Origin of the sequence: Acuticoccus sp. I52.16.1 (assembly GCF_022865125.1) — a bacterium.
Taxonomy (GTDB): domain Bacteria; phylum Pseudomonadota; class Alphaproteobacteria; order Rhizobiales; family Amorphaceae; genus Acuticoccus.
Map to the genome: position 1 here is coordinate 2400059 of NZ_CP094828.1, position 17189 is coordinate 2417247.

The following is a 17189-nucleotide window of genomic DNA, read 5'->3' on the forward strand; positions in this document are numbered from 1 at the left end:
AAGGCGCCCTATGCGTCGTCGTCTGCGGCGTTCGCGATGGAGGCGTCCTTCGCGATGCGGCGGAACTCGGCGAGGATTTCGGGATGGTGACGCTCGAGATGGCGCTGAACCGCGCCGTTGCGCAGGAGAGCGGCGATGTACCCGCGGGCGATCACGAGGTTGAGGTGGTCGGGGCCGTAGGAGGCTTCCACCGATCGGATCTCCCGCTGCAGGCGCTCGAGCTCTGCCTCCATGCGTGCGGTCTGCTCCGGGCTGAGGGCCTTGGTCACGGGCTTCGACGCGTCGATGAGCTGGGCCTTCGGCGTCGCCGCCAGCAGCGCCTTCGCGTAGGCCGACGAAAAGGTGTTCATCGCCACCATAAGTTCGGCGACCTCGATCTGGCGCAGCGGCTTCATCTTCTTCAGGATCCGGAACGTCGCGAGCGGGCATTGCCGGTCCTTCAGAAGATCGGTGACCTCCGGCGCGATGCCGTCGAGAAGCTTGCGCCGCTCGCGGATGCGGCTGATGTCGACGTCGAGTGCCCGGGCGATGCGTTCCTCAGGCACGCCGCGCTCGATGGCCTTCAGGATCATCCGGTGCTCCTGCACGGTGGCGAGCCGGCTGATCCTCTTGTTGTAGGTAAAGGCTTCGTCGTCGGTCGCGATCAGGCAAGGGGCTTCGGGCAATCCGCTCGCGAGAAGGGCTTCCCGCCGCACGTGTCCGTCGAGGAGCAGGAACCCATTCGCACCCTGCCGGGAGACGACCAACGGCTCGATAAGCCCAATCTCGCGGATGGAGACGGCGATCTGGCGGAACTTGCGGCTGGCGCGGGTGGTCGGCGAGATCTGCTTCGTCGGGAGGATCCGGGCGAGCTCAATCGACTGGACCTCGCCTTCGAAGGCGGTCCTGACACCGGGCGTCTGCGCGCTCACGTCTCTTCGCCGGAGACGAGTGCCGCCAGGGGGCGCGGCAGTGTGTCGAGCGACTCGGCCCTCAGCAGCGTGACGAAGTGAGCGTCCACATAAAGCGTCCTCAGCGCCGTCACGAGGAACAGGAGGCGGTTGCGGGTGACCTCGGCGCGCTTGACGATGAGGCGCTGCCGGTCGGCCTCCGCCTCGTAGGCGCGCACGAGGGCGTCGGGCGTCACCCGTCGGCGTGTCGGCTCGGGGTCGAAGTTGCGGTAGGCTTTGCCGTGGCGCTGCCGGCGTTCGAGGAGGCGCTTTGCCGCGAGCAGCTTGCGGCCGCGCAGCGTGCCCGTCTCGTAGGCCTGTGCGAGCGCGGCCTGCGCCCCCTCGTGATTGACGCCGGCGATGGTGACGGCGACGTTGAGCGGGATCTGCCCGGTCTCGACCGCGACGATCAGCCGGTCCTCGCCGGCCGTCAGCAAAGTGCCGATCATCTGGACGTACGTGGGCGAGAGTCCGGTCTTCGAGGCGATCTCGCCGTCGGCGTAGCCGCGCTCGCGCAGGGCGCCGATCTCGCGCAGCAGTTCCAGCGGGCGGTGCTGGCGCCGCGCGATGTTCTCGACCACCGAGCGAAGCATCCGATCCTCCTCGCCGACATCTTCGATGAGAGCGGGGATGTCGCGCTCGCCGAGCGCCAGAAAGGCCTCAATCCGGCCCTGGCCGCAGACGAGTTCATAGGCCTTGCCGTCCGAGCGACCCGCGGCTCGGGTGACGGTGACTGGACGCTTGAGGCCGACTTTCGCGATGGAGTCGACGAGTTGCTCGAAGCTCGCCTTCGAGCGCTCGCGCGGGTTTTCGACGGCGATGGCGGCAATGGGAATACGCTCGATCCGGACCGTCTCGCCCTCGCCGTCGGTCGTCACCACGGTGCGACCTCGGCGAGCTTGGCCCGCTCCGCCATGGCGAAGAACGTGTCGAGCGTGTCGAACCGATAGGCGTCGAGCGCAAGGCCGTTGTGTTCGGCGAGCTTGAGGGACGTGTGGTTCAGCTCGGGAAGCGGGAGGAGATAGTAGTCGAGGGCGGCGTCGTTGCCGGCGGTCATGCGAACGGCGACGGTGATGTCGGGGGCGAGACCGGTGTCGAAGCGCAACTTCCAGCGGCGGCGTCCGGCGTTCGTGGTGGTACACCGCGCCACCACCACCGACGCCTTGAACTCGCCGTTGATGGTGAGGAGATCTGTCGCCGGGTCGCGGGCGACGTGTCCGCCGAGGGCTTCGATGCCGGCGATGGTTCCCGCCACCGCGTCGTGATGGAAGACGCGGAGCGCGCGGTTGATCTCCACGTAGCGGAAGTCGCGGTCCGGCGTGAAGCCGACGAGACCGTAGGCCCGCAAAAGGCTCCCGAAGCGATGGCGGTAGGCCCCGGCCGAGGGCATCCCTTCGCTCTCGTCGATGACGACGCCGGAGAGATAGCCGTGACGCGCAAAGAGCTGGCGCAGGCGGTCGATCATTTCGGCGTCCGAGAAGCGGCGGTTGCGCTCGGCGATGATCCCCTGCGCCGTGAAGAAGGTTCTGGCATCGACGACGGGATCGAAGGCACCATCGGCGCGGATCCACATGTCGGACGCGTTTACCACCCGCGTCTTCTTCAGTTTGAAGGAGACGCGGTTGTAGACGTTGTTGCCGATGTACTTCTCGTTCGTGAGGATGCCGTGGACGACACCGCGCGTGAAGGGGCGGCCGAGGTCGGTGAGAAGGCCCTTCGTGTTGAGCCAAGCCGCGATCCGGCTCTCGCTCTCGCCGTCCTCCACGAAACGGCGATAGATCTCGCGGACGGTGGCGACCTCGTCGTCAGGGCCTGGAGCAAGGACCACTCGGTCCGTCTGAAGGCTCTTGTGCTCGCCGAGGCTGAGCGTTCCCTTGAGGGTGCCATCCTCCGCGAGAAGCAGCCGGCGCAGGCCATAGCCGGCCGTGCCACCTTGACGAAAACCCTTCTCGATCAGCCGGCACTGTCCGGCGAACACCTTCGCCGAGAGTTCGCGGCTGTACTCGCCCGCCATGGCGCGCTTCACGCCCTTGACGATGGTGGCGACGGGGCTCCCGTCGTTCGCGAACTGCTCGGCGCAGTATTGGACTTCGATGTTTGCCCGGCGGCAGATGTATTCGTAGTAGGCCGACTCGTCCGCGTCCTGGAACCGGCCCCAACGGCTGACATCGTAGACGAGGATGACCTCGAAGTCGGCGGTCCCGGCCTCGACGTCTCGGATCAGACGGCCAAGGCCATCGCGACCCTCGATCCTGAGACCGCTCTTCCCGGCGTCCTCGTAGGTGCGGACGATCCTCATGCCATGCGTCTCGGCGTAGGCGCCTATGGCCTCGGCCTGGTTCTCTGTGGAGTATCGCTGGTGTTCGGTCGACATGCGGACATACTGGGCGGCCCGCCGCTGCGGGCTGGCTGAAGCAACAGTCTCGTCTCCGAAGGCATCCGCCGTCGACACGCAATCGTTCTCCTTGTTTCGCTTGGCGGCGCTTGCGGCAGTCCGCTGTTCGGACGTGACGTTGGAGAGGCGCTCGCCGGAAGTCAACTCGAATACATTGTGATTACATCGTTCGCGCGAGGTTATCGGCGATAATGGCTTACGCTTCCTCAGATAATATTATTGCGTAGATGCCATTCGCTTCGGCCATCCGCAGAAAACCACCGTTCAACCGAGCCCGCCTTGTGCGGGCTCTTTTCGTTTTGGAGGTTCCCATGACGCCCAAGTGGTATCAGCTCGCCACCGCGGAGCTGGGCCAACAGGAGATTCGTGGCGCGAAGCACAACCCGCGGATCGTCAGCTACCAGCAGGCGACGGGACTGCGCGCGACCGACGACGAGACCGCCTGGTGCGGGTCGTTCGTCGCGTGGTGTCTCCGCGAAGCCGGTGTTCGCTACGACGTTGCCCGTGCCGCCGCGGCGCGCTCCTGGTTGAGCTGGGGGCGCAAGCTGGACAAGCCGACCATCGGGTGCGTCGTCGTCTTCTGGCGCGGCAAACGCGACGGCTGGCAGGGCCATGTCGGCTTCTACGCCGGGCGCGCGAAGAACGGCGACATTCTCGTCCTCGGCGGCAACCAGGGCGACGCGGTCAGCATCCGTCCATACTCGGCGAGCCAGCTTCTCGGCTACCGCTGGCCGAGCGACGTCGCACTGCCGCCCGACATCGAGCCGCTGGCAAAGTCCGGGGTCGTGCAGGGCACGAGCATCGCCGTCGCCAGCGGCGGGGCGATCGTCGCCGAGAACCTTCCCGCGCTGGTCACCGAACTCGAGCGGGCGGATCGCCACATCCAGGCGGTGACCATCTTCGGCATCGCCATCGGTGCGCTGATCGTCGCCGGTGGCGGGTATGCCCTGTGGCGGAGGGTGAAGGCGGCTCGGCAGCTCGGCGAGGAGGTCACGTGATGGGATGGCTTCTCGCAATGCCGTGGTTGCGGCGGCTCGGGATGTACGCCGCCGCTGCCGGCGCATTCCTCGCGGCGCTTGCCGCGCTCCGTCGCTCCGGCGAGCGCAGCGGACGTCTCAAGGAAGAACTCGAACAGGAACGGGAGGTGTCCGATGCGCGTAAGCGGATGCTCGATGCGTCGCGCGATCGTCCTCGCAGGCGTGATCATCTCGCTCGGCGCATGCGTGACGGCGAATTCTAAGCGGGCTGGAATCGCATGCGTGCCGGTGCCGGCTTACCAGCAGGATTTCTTGGATCGCGCTGCAGGTGAGGTCGAGCGCCTGGATGAGGGCTCGACAGTCGTCCAAATGCTTGGGGACTACGCATTGATGCGGGCGCAGGCGGATGCTTGCCGCTGATCTGGCACGGCTTAAAGGAATTGGCGCGGCCTTCCCAGCCGGCGGCATTGCTCGGCCTCCTTCAAGTCGAACCTATGTATAGGTTGGATGGTCACGATGTTGATGCGCCTTGTGGCTTGGGGGCGCGGCCTCGACGTCCTGCGGGTCGCCCGTGGCGGCGGATGGACCGATGACGATGTGGGCATTTGCCGACTCCGATCAGATAACTGAGATGCGTGTCGACTGCGAAGCCAAAAAGGGGATAGGCGGCCGGTGTTGAAGCAGGCGGATCCGGTGCCACGAGCTGAAGGGCCGACGGCAGTGTCGCGCGGCCGCTTCGCGCGTTTCATCTCGGCGGGCGCCGCTTTCGCGCTCGCCGCAGCGGTGTTCGCGTTCGACACCTTCAGTGGGTATGAGAGCGCGATCGCAGTCCTCTACGCGCTGGTCCTCGTTCTTGGCGCTGTTGCCGGCGGCCGGCTGTTCGTTCTGGCGGCGGCGATCGTCTGCGGCAGCCTCGCCATCGTGTCGTTTCTCGCCACGCACGTCGGCGCGATCGATGCCGGCAACACCGGTCGTCTCCTCGTCGCACTGGTCGCGATCGCGTTGACGGCAGCGCTGCTTCTCAGCCGGCTCAGCCTGCACCAGACGCGCTCGGCGCTCGCTGATAGCGAGCAGAACCTCAGGATCATGGCCGACACCGTGCCGCAGATCCTGTGGCAGGCGTTGCCCGACGGGCGCATCGTCTATCTGAGCCGGCGATGGACGCAGATGACCGGGGCGCCGATCGCCGACGGTCTGGCGGCCGACGGTCTCGCCTTCCTCGACTGGTTCCACCCCGAGGAGCGGTCGACCGGTGTCGAACAATGGACGGAGCTCATTCGCGAAGGCGAGCCGTTCGAGTTCTACCGCCGGCTCCGGGTCGCCGACGGGAGCTACCGCTGGCTGCAACTGAGCGCCTCGCCCCTGCGCGCCGAGACGGGCGAGATCGTGAAGTGGGCCGGCGTCGCGACAGACATCGACGAGGAGATGCGGGCGCAACTCGCAGTCCGCGCGACGAACCAGACGCTCGAGGCCCGTGTCGCAGAGCGCACCGCCGAGCTCGCCCGCAGCGAGCGGCGCTACCGCTCCGCGTTCGAGCAGTCCCACGTCGCGATGCTCGAGCTCGACATCACTGGGGTCGCCGAGGCGCTGGCCGATGCGAGGGTGGCCGGCAACGGGGACGGGACGGGCTATCTCATGACACATCCGGAGGAGTTCGACCGCTGTGTCGGTGCGCTTCGGATGCTCGACGCGAACCGCGCAGCGGTCCAGCTCTTCGGCGCAAAGGACCGCCAAGCACTGCTGGCGCGCGAGGGCCGGCTTATGCGCAGCCGTACCCCTGAGGACATCGACCGCTACTATGCGCTCGTGGAGCGGCGGGAGACGATAGAGGCCGAGGCGGAGCTGCCGGTCATGGACGGCCGCGTCGTCAAGGTGCTCTTCGGCGTCTCGCAGATCGCGGCGCCGGACGGGCGCTGCCACGTCCTCGTCGGCATGGTCGACGTCACCGCGCGGGACCGGGCGCAGGAGCTTCTTCTCGCCGCGCAGGAGGAGCTTGCGCGTGCGAACCGCGCGGCGACGCTGGGCGCCCTGTCCGCCTCAATCGCGCACGAGCTGAACCAGCCGATCGGCGCGGTCATGATGGACGCGCAGACCGCGGCGCGCTGGCTCGAGCGGGACCCGCCCGATCTCGGCTCGGCCAAGCGTGCGCTGGCGAGGGTGGCCGGCAACGCCGAGCGGGCGAGCGGCATCCTGCGCCGCACCCGCGAACAGCTCGTGAAGGGGCGCCGCGCCGTGGCCCCGCTCGATCTCGGCGAGGTCGTCCGTTCCGCCGTGGCCCTCGTGGACCGGGAGCTGAAGGGGGGGCGCACACGGGCCGAGGTGCGGGTCGCGCCCGGCCTTCCGTCGGTGGAGGCGGACCGGATTGAGCTGCAACAGGTCATCCTCAACCTCGTGGTCAATGCCGTTCAGGCGATGCGTGACACGCCCGTCGGGGAGCGCGTCGTCACCGTCGATGTCGCGGGCGGCGAGAGAGGCGTCACCGTCGAGATCCAGGACCGGGGTTCGGGAATCGACCCGGAGCATATCGGCCGGCTGTTCGACGCGTTCTTCACCACCAAGCCGGGAGGGATGGGCATGGGCCTCCAGATCTGCCGCGCGACGATCGAGTCGTTCGGCGGTACGCTCGAGGTGCGCAACAACGAGACGGCGGGGGCGACCTTCAGCTTCACCCTGCCGGCGCATGAGGGTGACGCGCGATGACCGGGGCCGCGCCGCTGGTCGTCGTGGTGGACGACGATCCGGGGATGCGCGAGGCCATCGCCGACCTCGTGCGTTCCATCGGCATGGAGGTGGCGACTCATTCGAGCGTCGACGCGCTCTTCGAGGCCGGTCTCGATGGCGCCAACTGCCTTGTGCTCGACGTGCGGCTCCCCGGCCAGAGCGGCCTTGAGCTTCAGGACCGGCTGCATCGCATGGGAATCGTCGTGCCGATCGTCTTTGTGACCGGCTTCGGCGATATCCCCATGGGCGTCAGGGCGATGAAGGGCGGTGCGGTGGATTTCCTCACCAAGCCGTTCCGCAACCAGGAATTCATCGACGCCGTGAACGAAGCGCTCCGCAAGGATGCTGAGATGCGCCTCAGCCATGGCGCGAGCGACGAAGTGCTGCGTCTCGCCGCCTCGCTCACGCCGCGCGAGCGGGAGGTGATGGACTGCGTATGGCGTGGGCTGATGAACAAGCAGATCGCCTATGAGCTGGGGATCGCCGAAATTACGGTGAAGATCCACCGCCGCAACGTCATGCAGAAAATGGGGGTCTCGTCCGTGGCCGAGCTCGTGCGCAAGGTCGAGGTGGTGAAGGCGAAGGACGGGGTCGCCTCTGGGTCTTAGCCTATACGGACATATCAATGGTTTTCGGATGGGCGGCCTGCCACATCCCACGTCTCTCCACGATCGAAAGCTTTGAACTGGTGTCAGTACCCCCTCTCGTTGCAATCGTAGACGACGATCCTTCCATGCGTGAAGCGCTCGAGGATCTCGTCGGGTCGCTCGGCTATCGCGCCCTCACGTTCGGGTCGGCCGACGACTACCTCGCCTCGCCGGAGCGCGAGGGCGTGCGATGCATGATCCTCGACGTCCAGATGCCGGGGATGAACGGCCTCGACCTTCAGTCTCACCTGGTGGAGACGAATGGTGCGCCGCCGATCGTCTTCGTGACCTCCTACGGCGACGATACGGTGCGCCGACGCGCCACGCGCAACGGCGCGGTCGCCGTCCTTGAAAAGCCGGTGCAGGAGAGCGCGATCATCGGCGCGCTGGACACCGCGCTCGGCAAGCGCTGAGCGCGGCGCGACGCGCAAAACGGCGCCGGTCGGATGACCGGCGCCTTTTTGTTCGGCACGCACGGATTACTGCGAGATGGCGTGGCCCTGCCGCCGCCTTCAGCCGTGAAGGAACGCGAGGAGGTCCTGGTTCACTCGGTTCTTCTCGGTCGTGCACATGCCGTGCGCGGCACCTTCGTAGATCTTGATGGTGGAGCCGGCGATCAGCTCGTGCTGCATCTTGCTCGCGTCCTGGTAGGGCACGATCTGGTCGTCGTCGCCCTGGAGGATCAGCGTCGGCACGTCGATGGCCTTGAGGTCCGCGGTCTGGTCGGTCTCCGAGAACGCCTTCACGCAGAAGTAGGCGGCCGGCAGGCCCGCCTGCATCCCCTGCCGCCAGAAGGCTTCGCGCACCCCTTCCGAGACGGCCGCGCCGGGACGGTTGTAGCCGTAGAACGGCATCGTCAGGTCCTTGAAGAACTGCGACCGGTCGGCGAGCACCCCGGCGCGGATCTGGTCGAACACGGCCATAGGCGTGCCGCCCGGATTGGCCTCGGTCTTCACCATGATCGGCGGGACAGCGGCGATCAGCACGAGCCCCGCCACGCGGCCTTTGCCGTGTTTCGCCACGTAGCGCGCCGCCTCGCCGCCGCCAGTGGAATGGCCGACGTGGACTGCATCGCGGATGTCGAGGTGGGTCATCAGCTCGGCGAGGTCGGACGCGTAGGTGTCCATGTCGTTGCCGGTCCAGGGCTGGCTGGAGCGCCCATGGCCGCGACGGTCATGCGCGATCGCGCGGAAGCCGTTCTGCGCCAGGAAGAACATCTGGTCCTCGAACGCATCGGCCGACAGCGGCCAGCCGTGGCTGAAGACGACTGGCTGCCCGGTGCCCCAGTCGTTGTAGAAGATCTCGGTGCCGTCCTTGGTGGTGAAGGTGGACATGGTGCGTCTTTCGTCGCTGAGAGGATTGGGAAGGAGCGCCCCGCCGGCCGCGCCGGCCGGTGCAGACAGCGCCAGGACGGCAGCGCCCGCGCCGGCGGCCTTGAGGGTGTCGCGGCGGGTCAGGAGCAATGCATCGCGGAAGGGCATCGGAGACTCCGTGCTAGGTCGATCTTGCGGGTAGCGGCTGCGAGCCGAGCGCGAACGCTGCCCGCTTTCGCCCTTGGCCTCAGCAAACTTGGCAGGCCTCACGCGTATTCTCGATTATTTCAAAGTATAGACCAATCTATACCTTGCAGCCCGCGGTCGTTGGGGGCCGGACTTTTTGCCGACAATTCGGGACAAACGCGCCTGGTCCAGTCGTGAAACTGCACCAGCGGATCTAATTCGGTCTCGCGGTCATGCTGGCCGTGGAGAAATTGTCGAATGTCCATGCATGCTCCATCGGCCTGCGGAGATCGCGGGTGCCAGCCCGCGGGAGGCTCCGTGCCGTCGGAAGTTCTTTCGTGAACGGGCCGCTGGTGCCGAAGCCAACGCCCGCTCCTGGTCAGAGCGTGCGGACACGCGCGCTGCTCGAAGCACCGATTGTGCCTTTGGTCCTCGGCCTAGGTGCGGCCAACGCGGTGCTGCAACTCGTTCAGGCCGCGGTCGGAATCCTCGAGATCGTCTTCCTCGCCCGCCTCGGGCTTGGCGCCCTCGCGGGGGCCTCGCTGGTCTTTCCGTTTCTAGCGCTGACCGTTGCGGTGTCCCAGGGGGCGATCGGCGGCGGCATCGCGGTCGCGCTCGCCCGCGCGCTCGGGCGGGGGCGGCTCAGAGATGCCGGGCTCATCGGGTGGTGCGCCGTCCTCGTGGCGATCGGCTTCGGCATCCTCACGACGGCGGTGATGCTGACCTTCGGACCTCGGATCTACGCGGTGATGGGTGGCGAGGGCGACGGCCTCGCGATGGCGGTCCGCTACTCGTCGGTGCTGTTCGCGGGCGCGCCGGTGATCTGGGTCTTCAACGCTCTGCTCGCGCTTGTCCGGGGACAAGGCAGCATCCGACTCGCCACGACGGTGGTCTGCTGCGGTGCAGTCCTTATGGTGCCGCTGTCGCCGCTCATCATCTTCGGAGCGGGTCCGATTCCCGGCTTCGGCATCGCGGGCGGGGCGATCGCGCTCCTAGTCTACTATGTTTCTGGAGCCATCGTCTTCGCGGGCGTGATCTTCGGCGGGCGAAGCCTCGTTCGCCCGCCGTGGCCGCCGCGCCTATCCCTGCCGCTTGTTGCGGAAATCCTGCGCGTCGGGCTCATGTCGGCGCTCGTCGCAGCCTCCACTAACCTGACGATCGCGATTGTCACCAATTTGGTAGGCACGGCGGGTGTTGAGGCGCTGGCGGGCTACGGTGCCAGCGCACGCCTCGAGATTCTGCTCGTGCCCTTGTCGGCGGGCATCGGGATTCCGGCCGGCGTCATTGTCGGCACGAATCTCGGTGCCGGACAAATCGCACGCGCGAAGGTCGCCGCCTGGGTGGCCACCACTGCGGGATTCGTGGTGGCCGAGGTCGTCGGTCTCGCCGCCGCGCTGCTGCCCGGCGTCTGGCTCGGCCTCTTCACGGAGGATCCCGAGGCCCTCGCCGTCGGCACGGAGTACCTGACCACCGTCGGTCCGTTCTATGGATTCTTCGGCGCGGCCTTCGTCCTCTACTGCGCGGCGCAGGGAACCGGGCGCATGATGCTCCCGGTCGCCGGTGCCTTTGCGCGCACCACCGTCGCAGCGACGGGCGGCGCACTCGCGGTCCAGCTGGGCGGGACGTTCCTCGCCGTCGGGATCGGCATGGTCGTCTTCGCCGCGTTCGGCCTCACCGGCCTCGTCCTTTCGGTCGGCTATGCCGCTTCCGCCAAGCGGTAGCGAGATGCCGGATGGTCGTGGGACAGGTTCGGCCCCAGCGCCGCTCGGGCGGCGAGAAAGGCGTCCCAGTCGGCAAGGTTGGGCAGCGAAGGGATGGTCACCGTCTCGCCCGCGTCGAAGCCGGCGAGTGCGGCCTCGACGAGGAGGCCGGGATCCATCTTCATCGCGTCGGGGACGGCCGAGACGTCGGCCTTGGCGCGGTCGAACAGCTCGGTCTTCGTGAACCCGGGCAAGACGGCTTGCAGGCGCACTCCGGTCCCGGCCACCTCGGTCTGCAGCGCTTCGGTCAGAGCCAGAACATAGGCCTTGCCGGCCACGTAGACCGCGTGAAACTGGTCTGGTGCCATCACCACCGCCGACGAGATGTTGGTGATGCCGCCCCGACCGCGTGCCGCGAAGGCCGCGGCCGCCGCCAGAGTCAGCTCCTGCAGTGCGACGACGTTGACCGCCATCAGCGGCGCGTAACGCTTGGCTTCGCCGCCGAGTGCCGGCCCGGCGACCCAGAGGCCGGCACAATTCACGACGCGGTCGATCCGCGGGTCCGAGTCGATCCGCTCCGCGACCCGCGCGACGTCACCGGCATCGGCGAGATCCGCGCGGCAGACCTCGACGGCGACGCCGTGTTCGTCCCGCAGTCGCGCCGCCACAGCGTCGAGCCGGTCCGCGTCGCGCGCGACGATGATGAGGTCGTTCCCGCGACGCGCGAGTTCCTGCGCGAAGGCCTTGCCGATGCCGGACGAGGCGCCCGTCACGAGCGCGGTGCCATAGTTCGTGTTCATGCTGACTCCTTGAAGCCCGGATCATCCGGGAAAACCATGGCCGGAGCGTACATCCCGTATCGGGCGCCGATTACTATATCTATGGATGGATAATCACGTTCGGGATCTTCGGTTACCTCTGGAGCTGAAGGAGATCCCATCATGATGCTGAATTGGAATACTTACCGCGACGAACTCAAGGCCGGCGTCGGCGCGTTCGGGCGGCTGAGCCCCGAAACGGTGCGCAGCTATGTCGGGCTGTCCTCTGCCGGTGCGAAGAAGGACGTCCTCGGCGCCAAGACGCGCGAGCTGATCGCTCTGGCGGTCGCCGTCGCCCAGCGCTGTGACGGCTGCATTACGATCCACACCGAGCAGGCGCTGAAACACGGCGCGAGCGAAGACGAGATCGCCGAGGCGCTCGGGGTCGCGGTCGCGCTCGGTGCCGGCGCCTCGCTCGTCTACTCGACGCGGGTGATGGACGCCGTCGCCGCCTATAACACGATCGAGGCATGAGCGCCCGGCCGATCCGCGTCGGCCACATCGACCTTTCCTTCCACGACGCCTCGGCCCGCGAGGTCGAGGCCATCCTGGTGGGGGATGGTCACACGGTCGAACGCTCGAGCGCGCCGCACGAGGAGATGTTCGCCCGGCTCGGGCGCGGCGAGGTGGATGTCCTCGTCTCGGCCTGGCTGCCCGCCAGTCATGGCGCCTACCTCGCCCCGTTCGAGGCCGATGTGCGCAAGCTCGGCATCCTCTACGAGCCCTACTGCTTCTGGGGCGTCCCACACTACGTGCCGGACGCGATCACGAGCGTGGCCGATCTCCTCGGCCCGATGGCGCTCCGGCGCATGGAGCGGCTCATCCAGGGGATCAACCCCGGTGCCGGCATCAGCCGGTTCTCCAAGGCGATCGTAGCCGCTTACGAGCTGGACGCCGTGGGCTACCACTTCGAAACTGGCACGGAGGCGGACTGCTTCGGCCGCTACGAGCGGGCGGTCGCCGAACGTCGCTGGGTGGTGGTCCCGCTGTGGCATCCCCAGTGGCTGAACCACCGCTACCGGATCCGCGAGCTGGAGGAGCCGCGCGGCCTCCTCGGCGGGCGCGATGAAGCCACGCTCGTCGTGCGCAGGGATGCCGAAGCGCTGATCGGCGAGCCGGCCCTTGCCCGCCTCTCCGGCTTGACCCTCGGCAACGCCAGGGTCAGCGCGCTCGACGACGCGCTTCGTCGGACGCCGCCATGACGCGGCGCCGCACACACAGGCGCCTCGCCGCCCTGCAATCCCCCGAACTCTCCCTTCGACCGCTGACGCTCGGCGATGTCCCGTCCCGGACAGACATCGCAGCGTCGCTGGAGGCTCAAATGAAAAAACTCGCCCTTCTTGTTCTCGCGCTGCTGCCCGGGCCGGCGATGGCCGCGACGGTCGACGACGCCGAAGCCGTGCGCATGGTCGGACCGCAGGAGGAGATCGTGTCGCCCGCCGTCCCTGCCGATGAGCGCGCCGCGATGACCGCTGCCGCCGACGCTTTCTACGGCTTCTGGACCAACGGCAGCCCGGCTCTCCTCGAGGCCGCCATCGCACCGACGTTCACCGACCGGACGCTCCCGCCCGGCCGCCCGCAGGGGCCGCAGGGACCGGCGGCCGCCTCCGCGGCCTTCCTTGCCGCCGTGCCGGACCTCACCGTCACGGTCGTGCAGCGGCTCGTCGTCGGCGACCGTGTCGTGTCGCACCTGAGGTTCACGGGGCATTTCACCGGTACGTTCGCGGGCCGGCAGGGCGAGGGTCAACCGGTCGACTTCATCGCGACCGACATCCTGCGCATCGAGGACGGCCGGATCACCGACAACTGGCACCTCGAGGACAACCTCACCTTCCTGCGCCAGATCGGCGCCATCGACTGACCGGGAGCGCGCCATGACACGCATTGCCCTCTTCGCGCTCGGGCTGAGCGCGCTCGTCCCCCTTCCGGCCATCGCGGAACCCGTCGAGGTCGTCGCCGAGATCCGTGGCGCCATGCCGACCGGGATCACCGTCACGCCAGGCGGCCGCGTCTTCCTCAACTTCCCTCAGTGGGGAGACGGGAGCCCGTTCGCGGTCGCCGAACTGATCGGTGGGCGCCTCGTCCCGTTCCCGGACACGCCGTTCAATCGCTCCGGTGGCGACGATCCGGTGACGCACCTTCTCAGCGTCCAGAGCGTCGTCGCCGACGGGGCCGACCGGCTGTGGATCCTCGACACCGGGGCGCCGGGCTTCGCACCACCCGTCCCCGGAGGCGCCAAGCTCGTCGCCGTCGACCTCGGCACCGGCGATGTGGTTCGCACCATCACGTTCAGGCCGGACGTCGTGCTGCCGAGCACCTACTTGAACGACGTGCGGCTCGATTTCACGGTCGGCGAGGCCGGCGTCGCCTACATCACCGACTCCTCGCTCTCCGGCCCCGGCGCGATCATCGTCGTGGACCTTGCCACGGGCGAGGCCAGGCGCCGCCTCTCGGGGCACGCTTCGACCATGCCCGACCCGGACTTCGTCCCGGTCATCGACGGCGAGCCGCTGATGGTCCGCCCCCCGGAGGGACCGGCGAGCCCGTGGCGCGTCGCGAGCGACGGCATCGCCATCTCCCCCGACGGCGAGACGCTGTACTACTGCGCCCTGTCGAGCCGCCGCCTCCACGCGGTGCCCACCGCGCTCCTGCGCGACCCCGACGCTTCGGACGCGCAGATCGCCGCCGCCGTCCGCGATCTGGGCGAGAAGGGCGCGTCCGACGGTCTGGCCGAGGACGATCTCGGCCGCATCTACGCCGGCGACTACGAGAACGACGCGCTCCGCCGCTGGGACGGCCGGCGGTGGACGACGATCGCGCAGGATCCGCTGCTAGACTGGCCGGACACGCTCTCGGTCGGCCCCGACGGCTACCTCTACGTCACCGCCAACCAGCTTGAACGTCAGGCCCCGTTCCACGGTGGCATCGACAGGCGCGAACAACCCTATCGCGTGCTGCGGGTGCCGATCGGCGCCGGCCCGGTTCATCTCGACTGAAAGGACAACCCATGCCCGATGATGAAATCTGCCTCGTCGCCCGCCTGAAGGCCAAGCCCGGCAAGGAGGCGGCACTCGCTGAGGCCGTGACCGCCATCGTCCCGCTTGTGCGGGCGGAGCCGGGATGCCTCGGCTACACCGCGCACGTCAGCCGGGAGGAGCCGGGCACCATCGTGATGTACGAGGTGTGGGCCGACCAGGGCGCGCTCGACACCCACGCCAAGGCACCCGCGCTCTCGTCGCTCGCCGCGCGGTTCGACGAGCTCCTCGCCGAGCCGCTCGGCCTCACGCCCCTGCGCCGGATCGCCTGACGCGACGCTCACGCACGAAACAGCCGCTCGGATCGCTCCGGGCGGCTGTTTGCGTTCCAGTCTGCGTCCGCCGGACCATTGCATTCCGGTCCGCTCGGTTTGGTCCGGTTAGGGGCGGTCGTACTCGGCGGCACTGGTGAGGCTGGCGGCAGCAATGTCGAACGCGGTGCGGTGGCGGCCGACGACCCGCCCGCCTTCGACCAGCGCGGGCAGATCGTGGCCGACGAGGAGGAAACGGCTCGTCGCCAGCGCCTTCTTCACCGCCCGCTTCTCTTCCAGCGAGCGCATCGCGCGGTTGCCGGAAATGGTCGGCTCGTGCGCGACAACGTCGTTGAGCGGCGCGGCGATCTGGTCGTCGATGTGGTAGACGATGTCGCCGGCGATGTTGGCGATCCCCTCGTCCGTCTCCACCAGCACCGAGATCGACCCCGGCGTGTGGCCGCCCGACAGGCGCACCGCCACACCGGGCGCGATCTCCTCCTCGAACGTCCCGTCGACGTCGAAAAAGCGCAGCGCGCCGGGGGTGTGCAGCCGGTCGACGAGATGATGCGTATCGTGCGCGGTGTACATGCCCGGTCCCATGACGCCTGACACCATGAACTCGAGCTCGGCGCGCGCCATGGCGACCGTGGTGGTCATTGGGAAAAGGTCGTCCTGACCGACATGGTCGAGGTGGGCGTGAGTGTGAACGACCGTGCGCACCTCGTCCGGACGAACGCCGAAGCGGGCGAGCTGCGCCTCGACCGTCATGTCGGGTGTCTTTTCGAACTCCATGCCCCAGCCGGCCCAGTCGACGACGTCGCTGGCGCCGGTGTCGACGAGGATCGGCTCGCCGGCGCCCAGGATGAGGTAGCCGACGAACGGGATCGTCTCCCGAGTGCCGGGGCGGCGGAACAGGACGAGGCCGCTGGAGTCCATGGTCAGGCGGCCGAAGGTGAGAGCGTGGATGGTAGCGGACATGAAGGCTCCTTGCGCCGCGCTCAGGCGGGCCGCTGTCGCCACGCACCTGCGACCGAGGCGGCGGCCAGGGCGGCCATGAGGCCGGCGCCGATGAAGACGGAAATGGACAGCCCGGTCAGCGTGGCGAACCACCCGAGCGCGAGGGCGAGCGCGCCGGAGACCAGATAGGCGAACAGGAGGGCGAACGAGATGCGCCCGGCACGGTTCGTGGCGGTGGAACCGGCGTCGATGATCTGAAACCCGGCCGCCACCAGAAGTGCGTAGCCGACGCCCGAAACAAACGTCGCGGCGACGAAAAACACCAGCTCGCGTGTGAGGATCGACGCCGTGAGAAGTGCCATCGCCGTCGCGGTCGAGAGGGCTCCGCCGAATATGCCGCGCCGCGGATCGCGGACCCGGAGCCATAGGCCGACGAGGCCGAAGGCGAGCGGAAACAGCGCGAGCGCCAATCCGTTGACCGTCGAGCTCGTCGAACCCACCAGCGATCCGGCGATCTGCGCCCCCAGGGCCGCCACCATCACGCCGTGAGCATAGGCGGTGACGAGGGCGATGGTGGCGACGCCAAGACCGGCGCCGCCGATGCCGGAAAGGTCCGGCAGGTGAGGTCGCCAGCGACCGGGCCGCGCCCTCGTCGTCTCGAGCCGCAGCGTCAGGGCGAACAGGAGGGCGATGACCGTCAAGAGCACGACGAACGGGAGATGCAGCGGGAACGGTGCGTACTCGACCATGACGCCATCGATAGCCAGAGCCGCAATGAGGCCGGCGGCCTGGGCCGCGACGGTGATCGCCGCGCCAGTGCGCCGGTCGGGCGCGCTCTCGGCGACGGCCGCGGCGGAGGGGCCTGCCGAAAGGCCGACGCCTACGCCCATGAGGACACGCCCCGCGATCAACGTGTCGAGGCCGGTCGCAACGGCAAACAGAGCGACCCCGGCCCCCGAAGCGGCAAGGCCCCAGAGCATGGCCTTGCGCCGGCCGACATGGTCCGCGAGGTCGCCCGCGAAGAGCATGACGAGGACGACCACAGCCGGGTAGACGGCGAAGACGAGCGTCGTATGGGTCGTCGAGAGGCCCCATTCGCGGATGTAGAGGGGATAGGTCATCGCTGGCGCCGCGCTCGTCCAGAGCGTGTGCGCGACGACGCCCGACGCGACCCACAGGCGCATGGGAAGCGGGGAGCTGCGCATGGCGTACTCCTTCGGCGACGCGTTTGCGCGGCCGATGTTCGGGAGCCACGCA

At 68.2% G+C, this 17189-nt stretch carries 18 protein-coding genes; 11 read left to right on the forward strand and 7 right to left on the reverse strand.

What is annotated here, in order from left to right; all coding sequences use genetic code 11:
- Positions 1-8: 8 nt before the first annotated feature.
- From MRB58_RS10940 to MRB58_RS10950, 3 genes are read right to left on the reverse strand one after another with little or no spacing between them, the layout of a single operon-like run.
- Positions 9-911 (reverse strand): plasmid partitioning protein RepB C-terminal domain-containing protein, encoded by a 903-nt coding sequence (locus MRB58_RS10940; RefSeq protein ID WP_244781738.1) that lies wholly within the window; start codon positions 909-911, stop codon positions 9-11.
- Positions 908-1810 carry a ParB/RepB/Spo0J family partition protein gene (locus MRB58_RS10945; protein ID WP_244781739.1) on the reverse strand — a complete coding sequence of 301 codons (903 nt, stop codon included), beginning with the start codon at positions 1808-1810 and terminating at the stop codon, positions 908-910. Before MRB58_RS10945 ends, MRB58_RS10940 begins: the two co-directional genes overlap by 4 nt.
- Positions 1804-3381, reverse strand: coding sequence for a recombinase family protein (locus tag MRB58_RS10950; RefSeq protein ID WP_256461723.1), 1578 nt, complete (start codon positions 3379-3381; stop codon positions 1804-1806). The genes MRB58_RS10945 and MRB58_RS10950 overlap by 7 nt, the downstream gene beginning before the upstream one ends.
- A gap of 254 nt (positions 3382-3635) precedes the next feature.
- Here MRB58_RS10950 and MRB58_RS10955 point away from each other — a divergent pair, with 254 nt between their 5' ends.
- From MRB58_RS10955 to MRB58_RS10975, 5 genes are all read left to right on the forward strand, one after another.
- Entirely contained in the window at positions 3636-4322 is a 687-nt protein-coding gene (locus MRB58_RS10955; protein WP_244781741.1) for a TIGR02594 family protein, read from the forward strand.
- Entirely contained in the window at positions 4322-4564 is a 243-nt protein-coding gene (locus tag MRB58_RS10960; protein WP_244781742.1) for a hypothetical protein, read from the forward strand. Before MRB58_RS10955 ends, MRB58_RS10960 begins: the two co-directional genes overlap by 1 nt.
- 430 nt (positions 4565-4994) lie before the next feature.
- Entirely contained in the window at positions 4995-7001 is a 2007-nt protein-coding gene (locus MRB58_RS10965; protein ID WP_244781743.1) for an ATP-binding protein, read from the forward strand.
- Positions 6998-7630: a response regulator transcription factor gene (locus tag MRB58_RS10970; protein ID WP_244781744.1), complete on the forward strand. Its 633-nt coding sequence runs from the start codon at positions 6998-7000 to the stop codon at positions 7628-7630. Before MRB58_RS10965 ends, MRB58_RS10970 begins: the two co-directional genes overlap by 4 nt.
- A gap of 80 nt (positions 7631-7710) precedes the next feature.
- Complete coding sequence (locus tag MRB58_RS10975; protein WP_256461724.1) at positions 7711-8082, forward strand: response regulator transcription factor; 372 nt, start codon at positions 7711-7713, stop codon at positions 8080-8082.
- A gap of 99 nt (positions 8083-8181) precedes the next feature.
- Here MRB58_RS10975 and MRB58_RS10980 read toward each other — a convergent pair whose 3' ends face one another.
- Positions 8182-9003 carry an alpha/beta fold hydrolase gene (locus MRB58_RS10980; protein ID WP_244781959.1) on the reverse strand — a complete coding sequence of 274 codons (822 nt, stop codon included), beginning with the start codon at positions 9001-9003 and terminating at the stop codon, positions 8182-8184.
- Positions 9004-9506: 503 nt separating this feature from the next.
- Here MRB58_RS10980 and MRB58_RS10985 point away from each other — a divergent pair.
- On the forward strand, positions 9507-10889 hold the full coding sequence (locus MRB58_RS10985) for an MATE family efflux transporter (RefSeq protein WP_244781746.1): 1383 nt from the start codon (positions 9507-9509) through the stop codon (positions 10887-10889).
- On the opposite strand, the gene MRB58_RS10990 is transcribed toward MRB58_RS10985, so the two are convergent.
- Complete coding sequence (locus MRB58_RS10990) at positions 10865-11668, reverse strand: SDR family oxidoreductase (protein ID WP_244781747.1); 804 nt, start codon at positions 11666-11668, stop codon at positions 10865-10867. The two genes, MRB58_RS10985 and MRB58_RS10990, sit on opposite strands and share 25 nt — an antisense overlap.
- Before the next feature lie 144 nt (positions 11669-11812).
- On the opposite strand from MRB58_RS10990, the gene MRB58_RS10995 reads away from it, so the two are divergent.
- The 5 genes from MRB58_RS10995 to MRB58_RS11015 all read left to right on the forward strand — a co-directional run bounded on the left by MRB58_RS10995 (position 11813) and on the right by MRB58_RS11015 (position 14993).
- A complete protein-coding gene (locus MRB58_RS10995) occupies positions 11813-12160 on the forward strand; it encodes a carboxymuconolactone decarboxylase family protein (RefSeq protein WP_244781960.1) in 348 nt (115 codons plus the stop codon).
- Complete coding sequence (locus MRB58_RS11000; RefSeq protein ID WP_244781748.1) at positions 12157-12888, forward strand: glycine betaine ABC transporter substrate-binding protein; 732 nt, start codon at positions 12157-12159, stop codon at positions 12886-12888. Before MRB58_RS10995 ends, MRB58_RS11000 begins: the two co-directional genes overlap by 4 nt.
- Before the next feature lie 119 nt (positions 12889-13007).
- On the forward strand, positions 13008-13547 hold the full coding sequence (locus MRB58_RS11005) for an ester cyclase (RefSeq protein ID WP_244781749.1): 540 nt from the start codon (positions 13008-13010) through the stop codon (positions 13545-13547).
- 13 nt (positions 13548-13560) lie between these two features.
- The gene (locus tag MRB58_RS11010; protein WP_244781750.1) at positions 13561-14682 is read left to right on the forward strand and encodes a major royal jelly family protein; all 1122 of its coding nucleotides are present in this window, start codon (positions 13561-13563) and stop codon (positions 14680-14682) included.
- Between the two features lie 11 nt (positions 14683-14693).
- Entirely contained in the window at positions 14694-14993 is a 300-nt protein-coding gene (locus tag MRB58_RS11015) for a putative quinol monooxygenase (protein WP_244781751.1), read from the forward strand.
- A 108-nt stretch (positions 14994-15101) separates the two neighbouring features.
- Here MRB58_RS11015 and MRB58_RS11020 read toward each other — a convergent pair whose 3' ends face one another.
- Positions 15102-15953, reverse strand: a complete 852-nt coding sequence (locus tag MRB58_RS11020; protein WP_244781752.1) for an N-acyl homoserine lactonase family protein — start codon at positions 15951-15953, stop codon at positions 15102-15104.
- Positions 15954-15973: 20 nt separating this feature from the next.
- Positions 15974-17137, reverse strand: a complete 1164-nt coding sequence (locus tag MRB58_RS11025; RefSeq protein ID WP_244781753.1) for an MFS transporter — start codon at positions 17135-17137, stop codon at positions 15974-15976.
- Positions 17138-17189 lie beyond the last annotated feature (52 nt).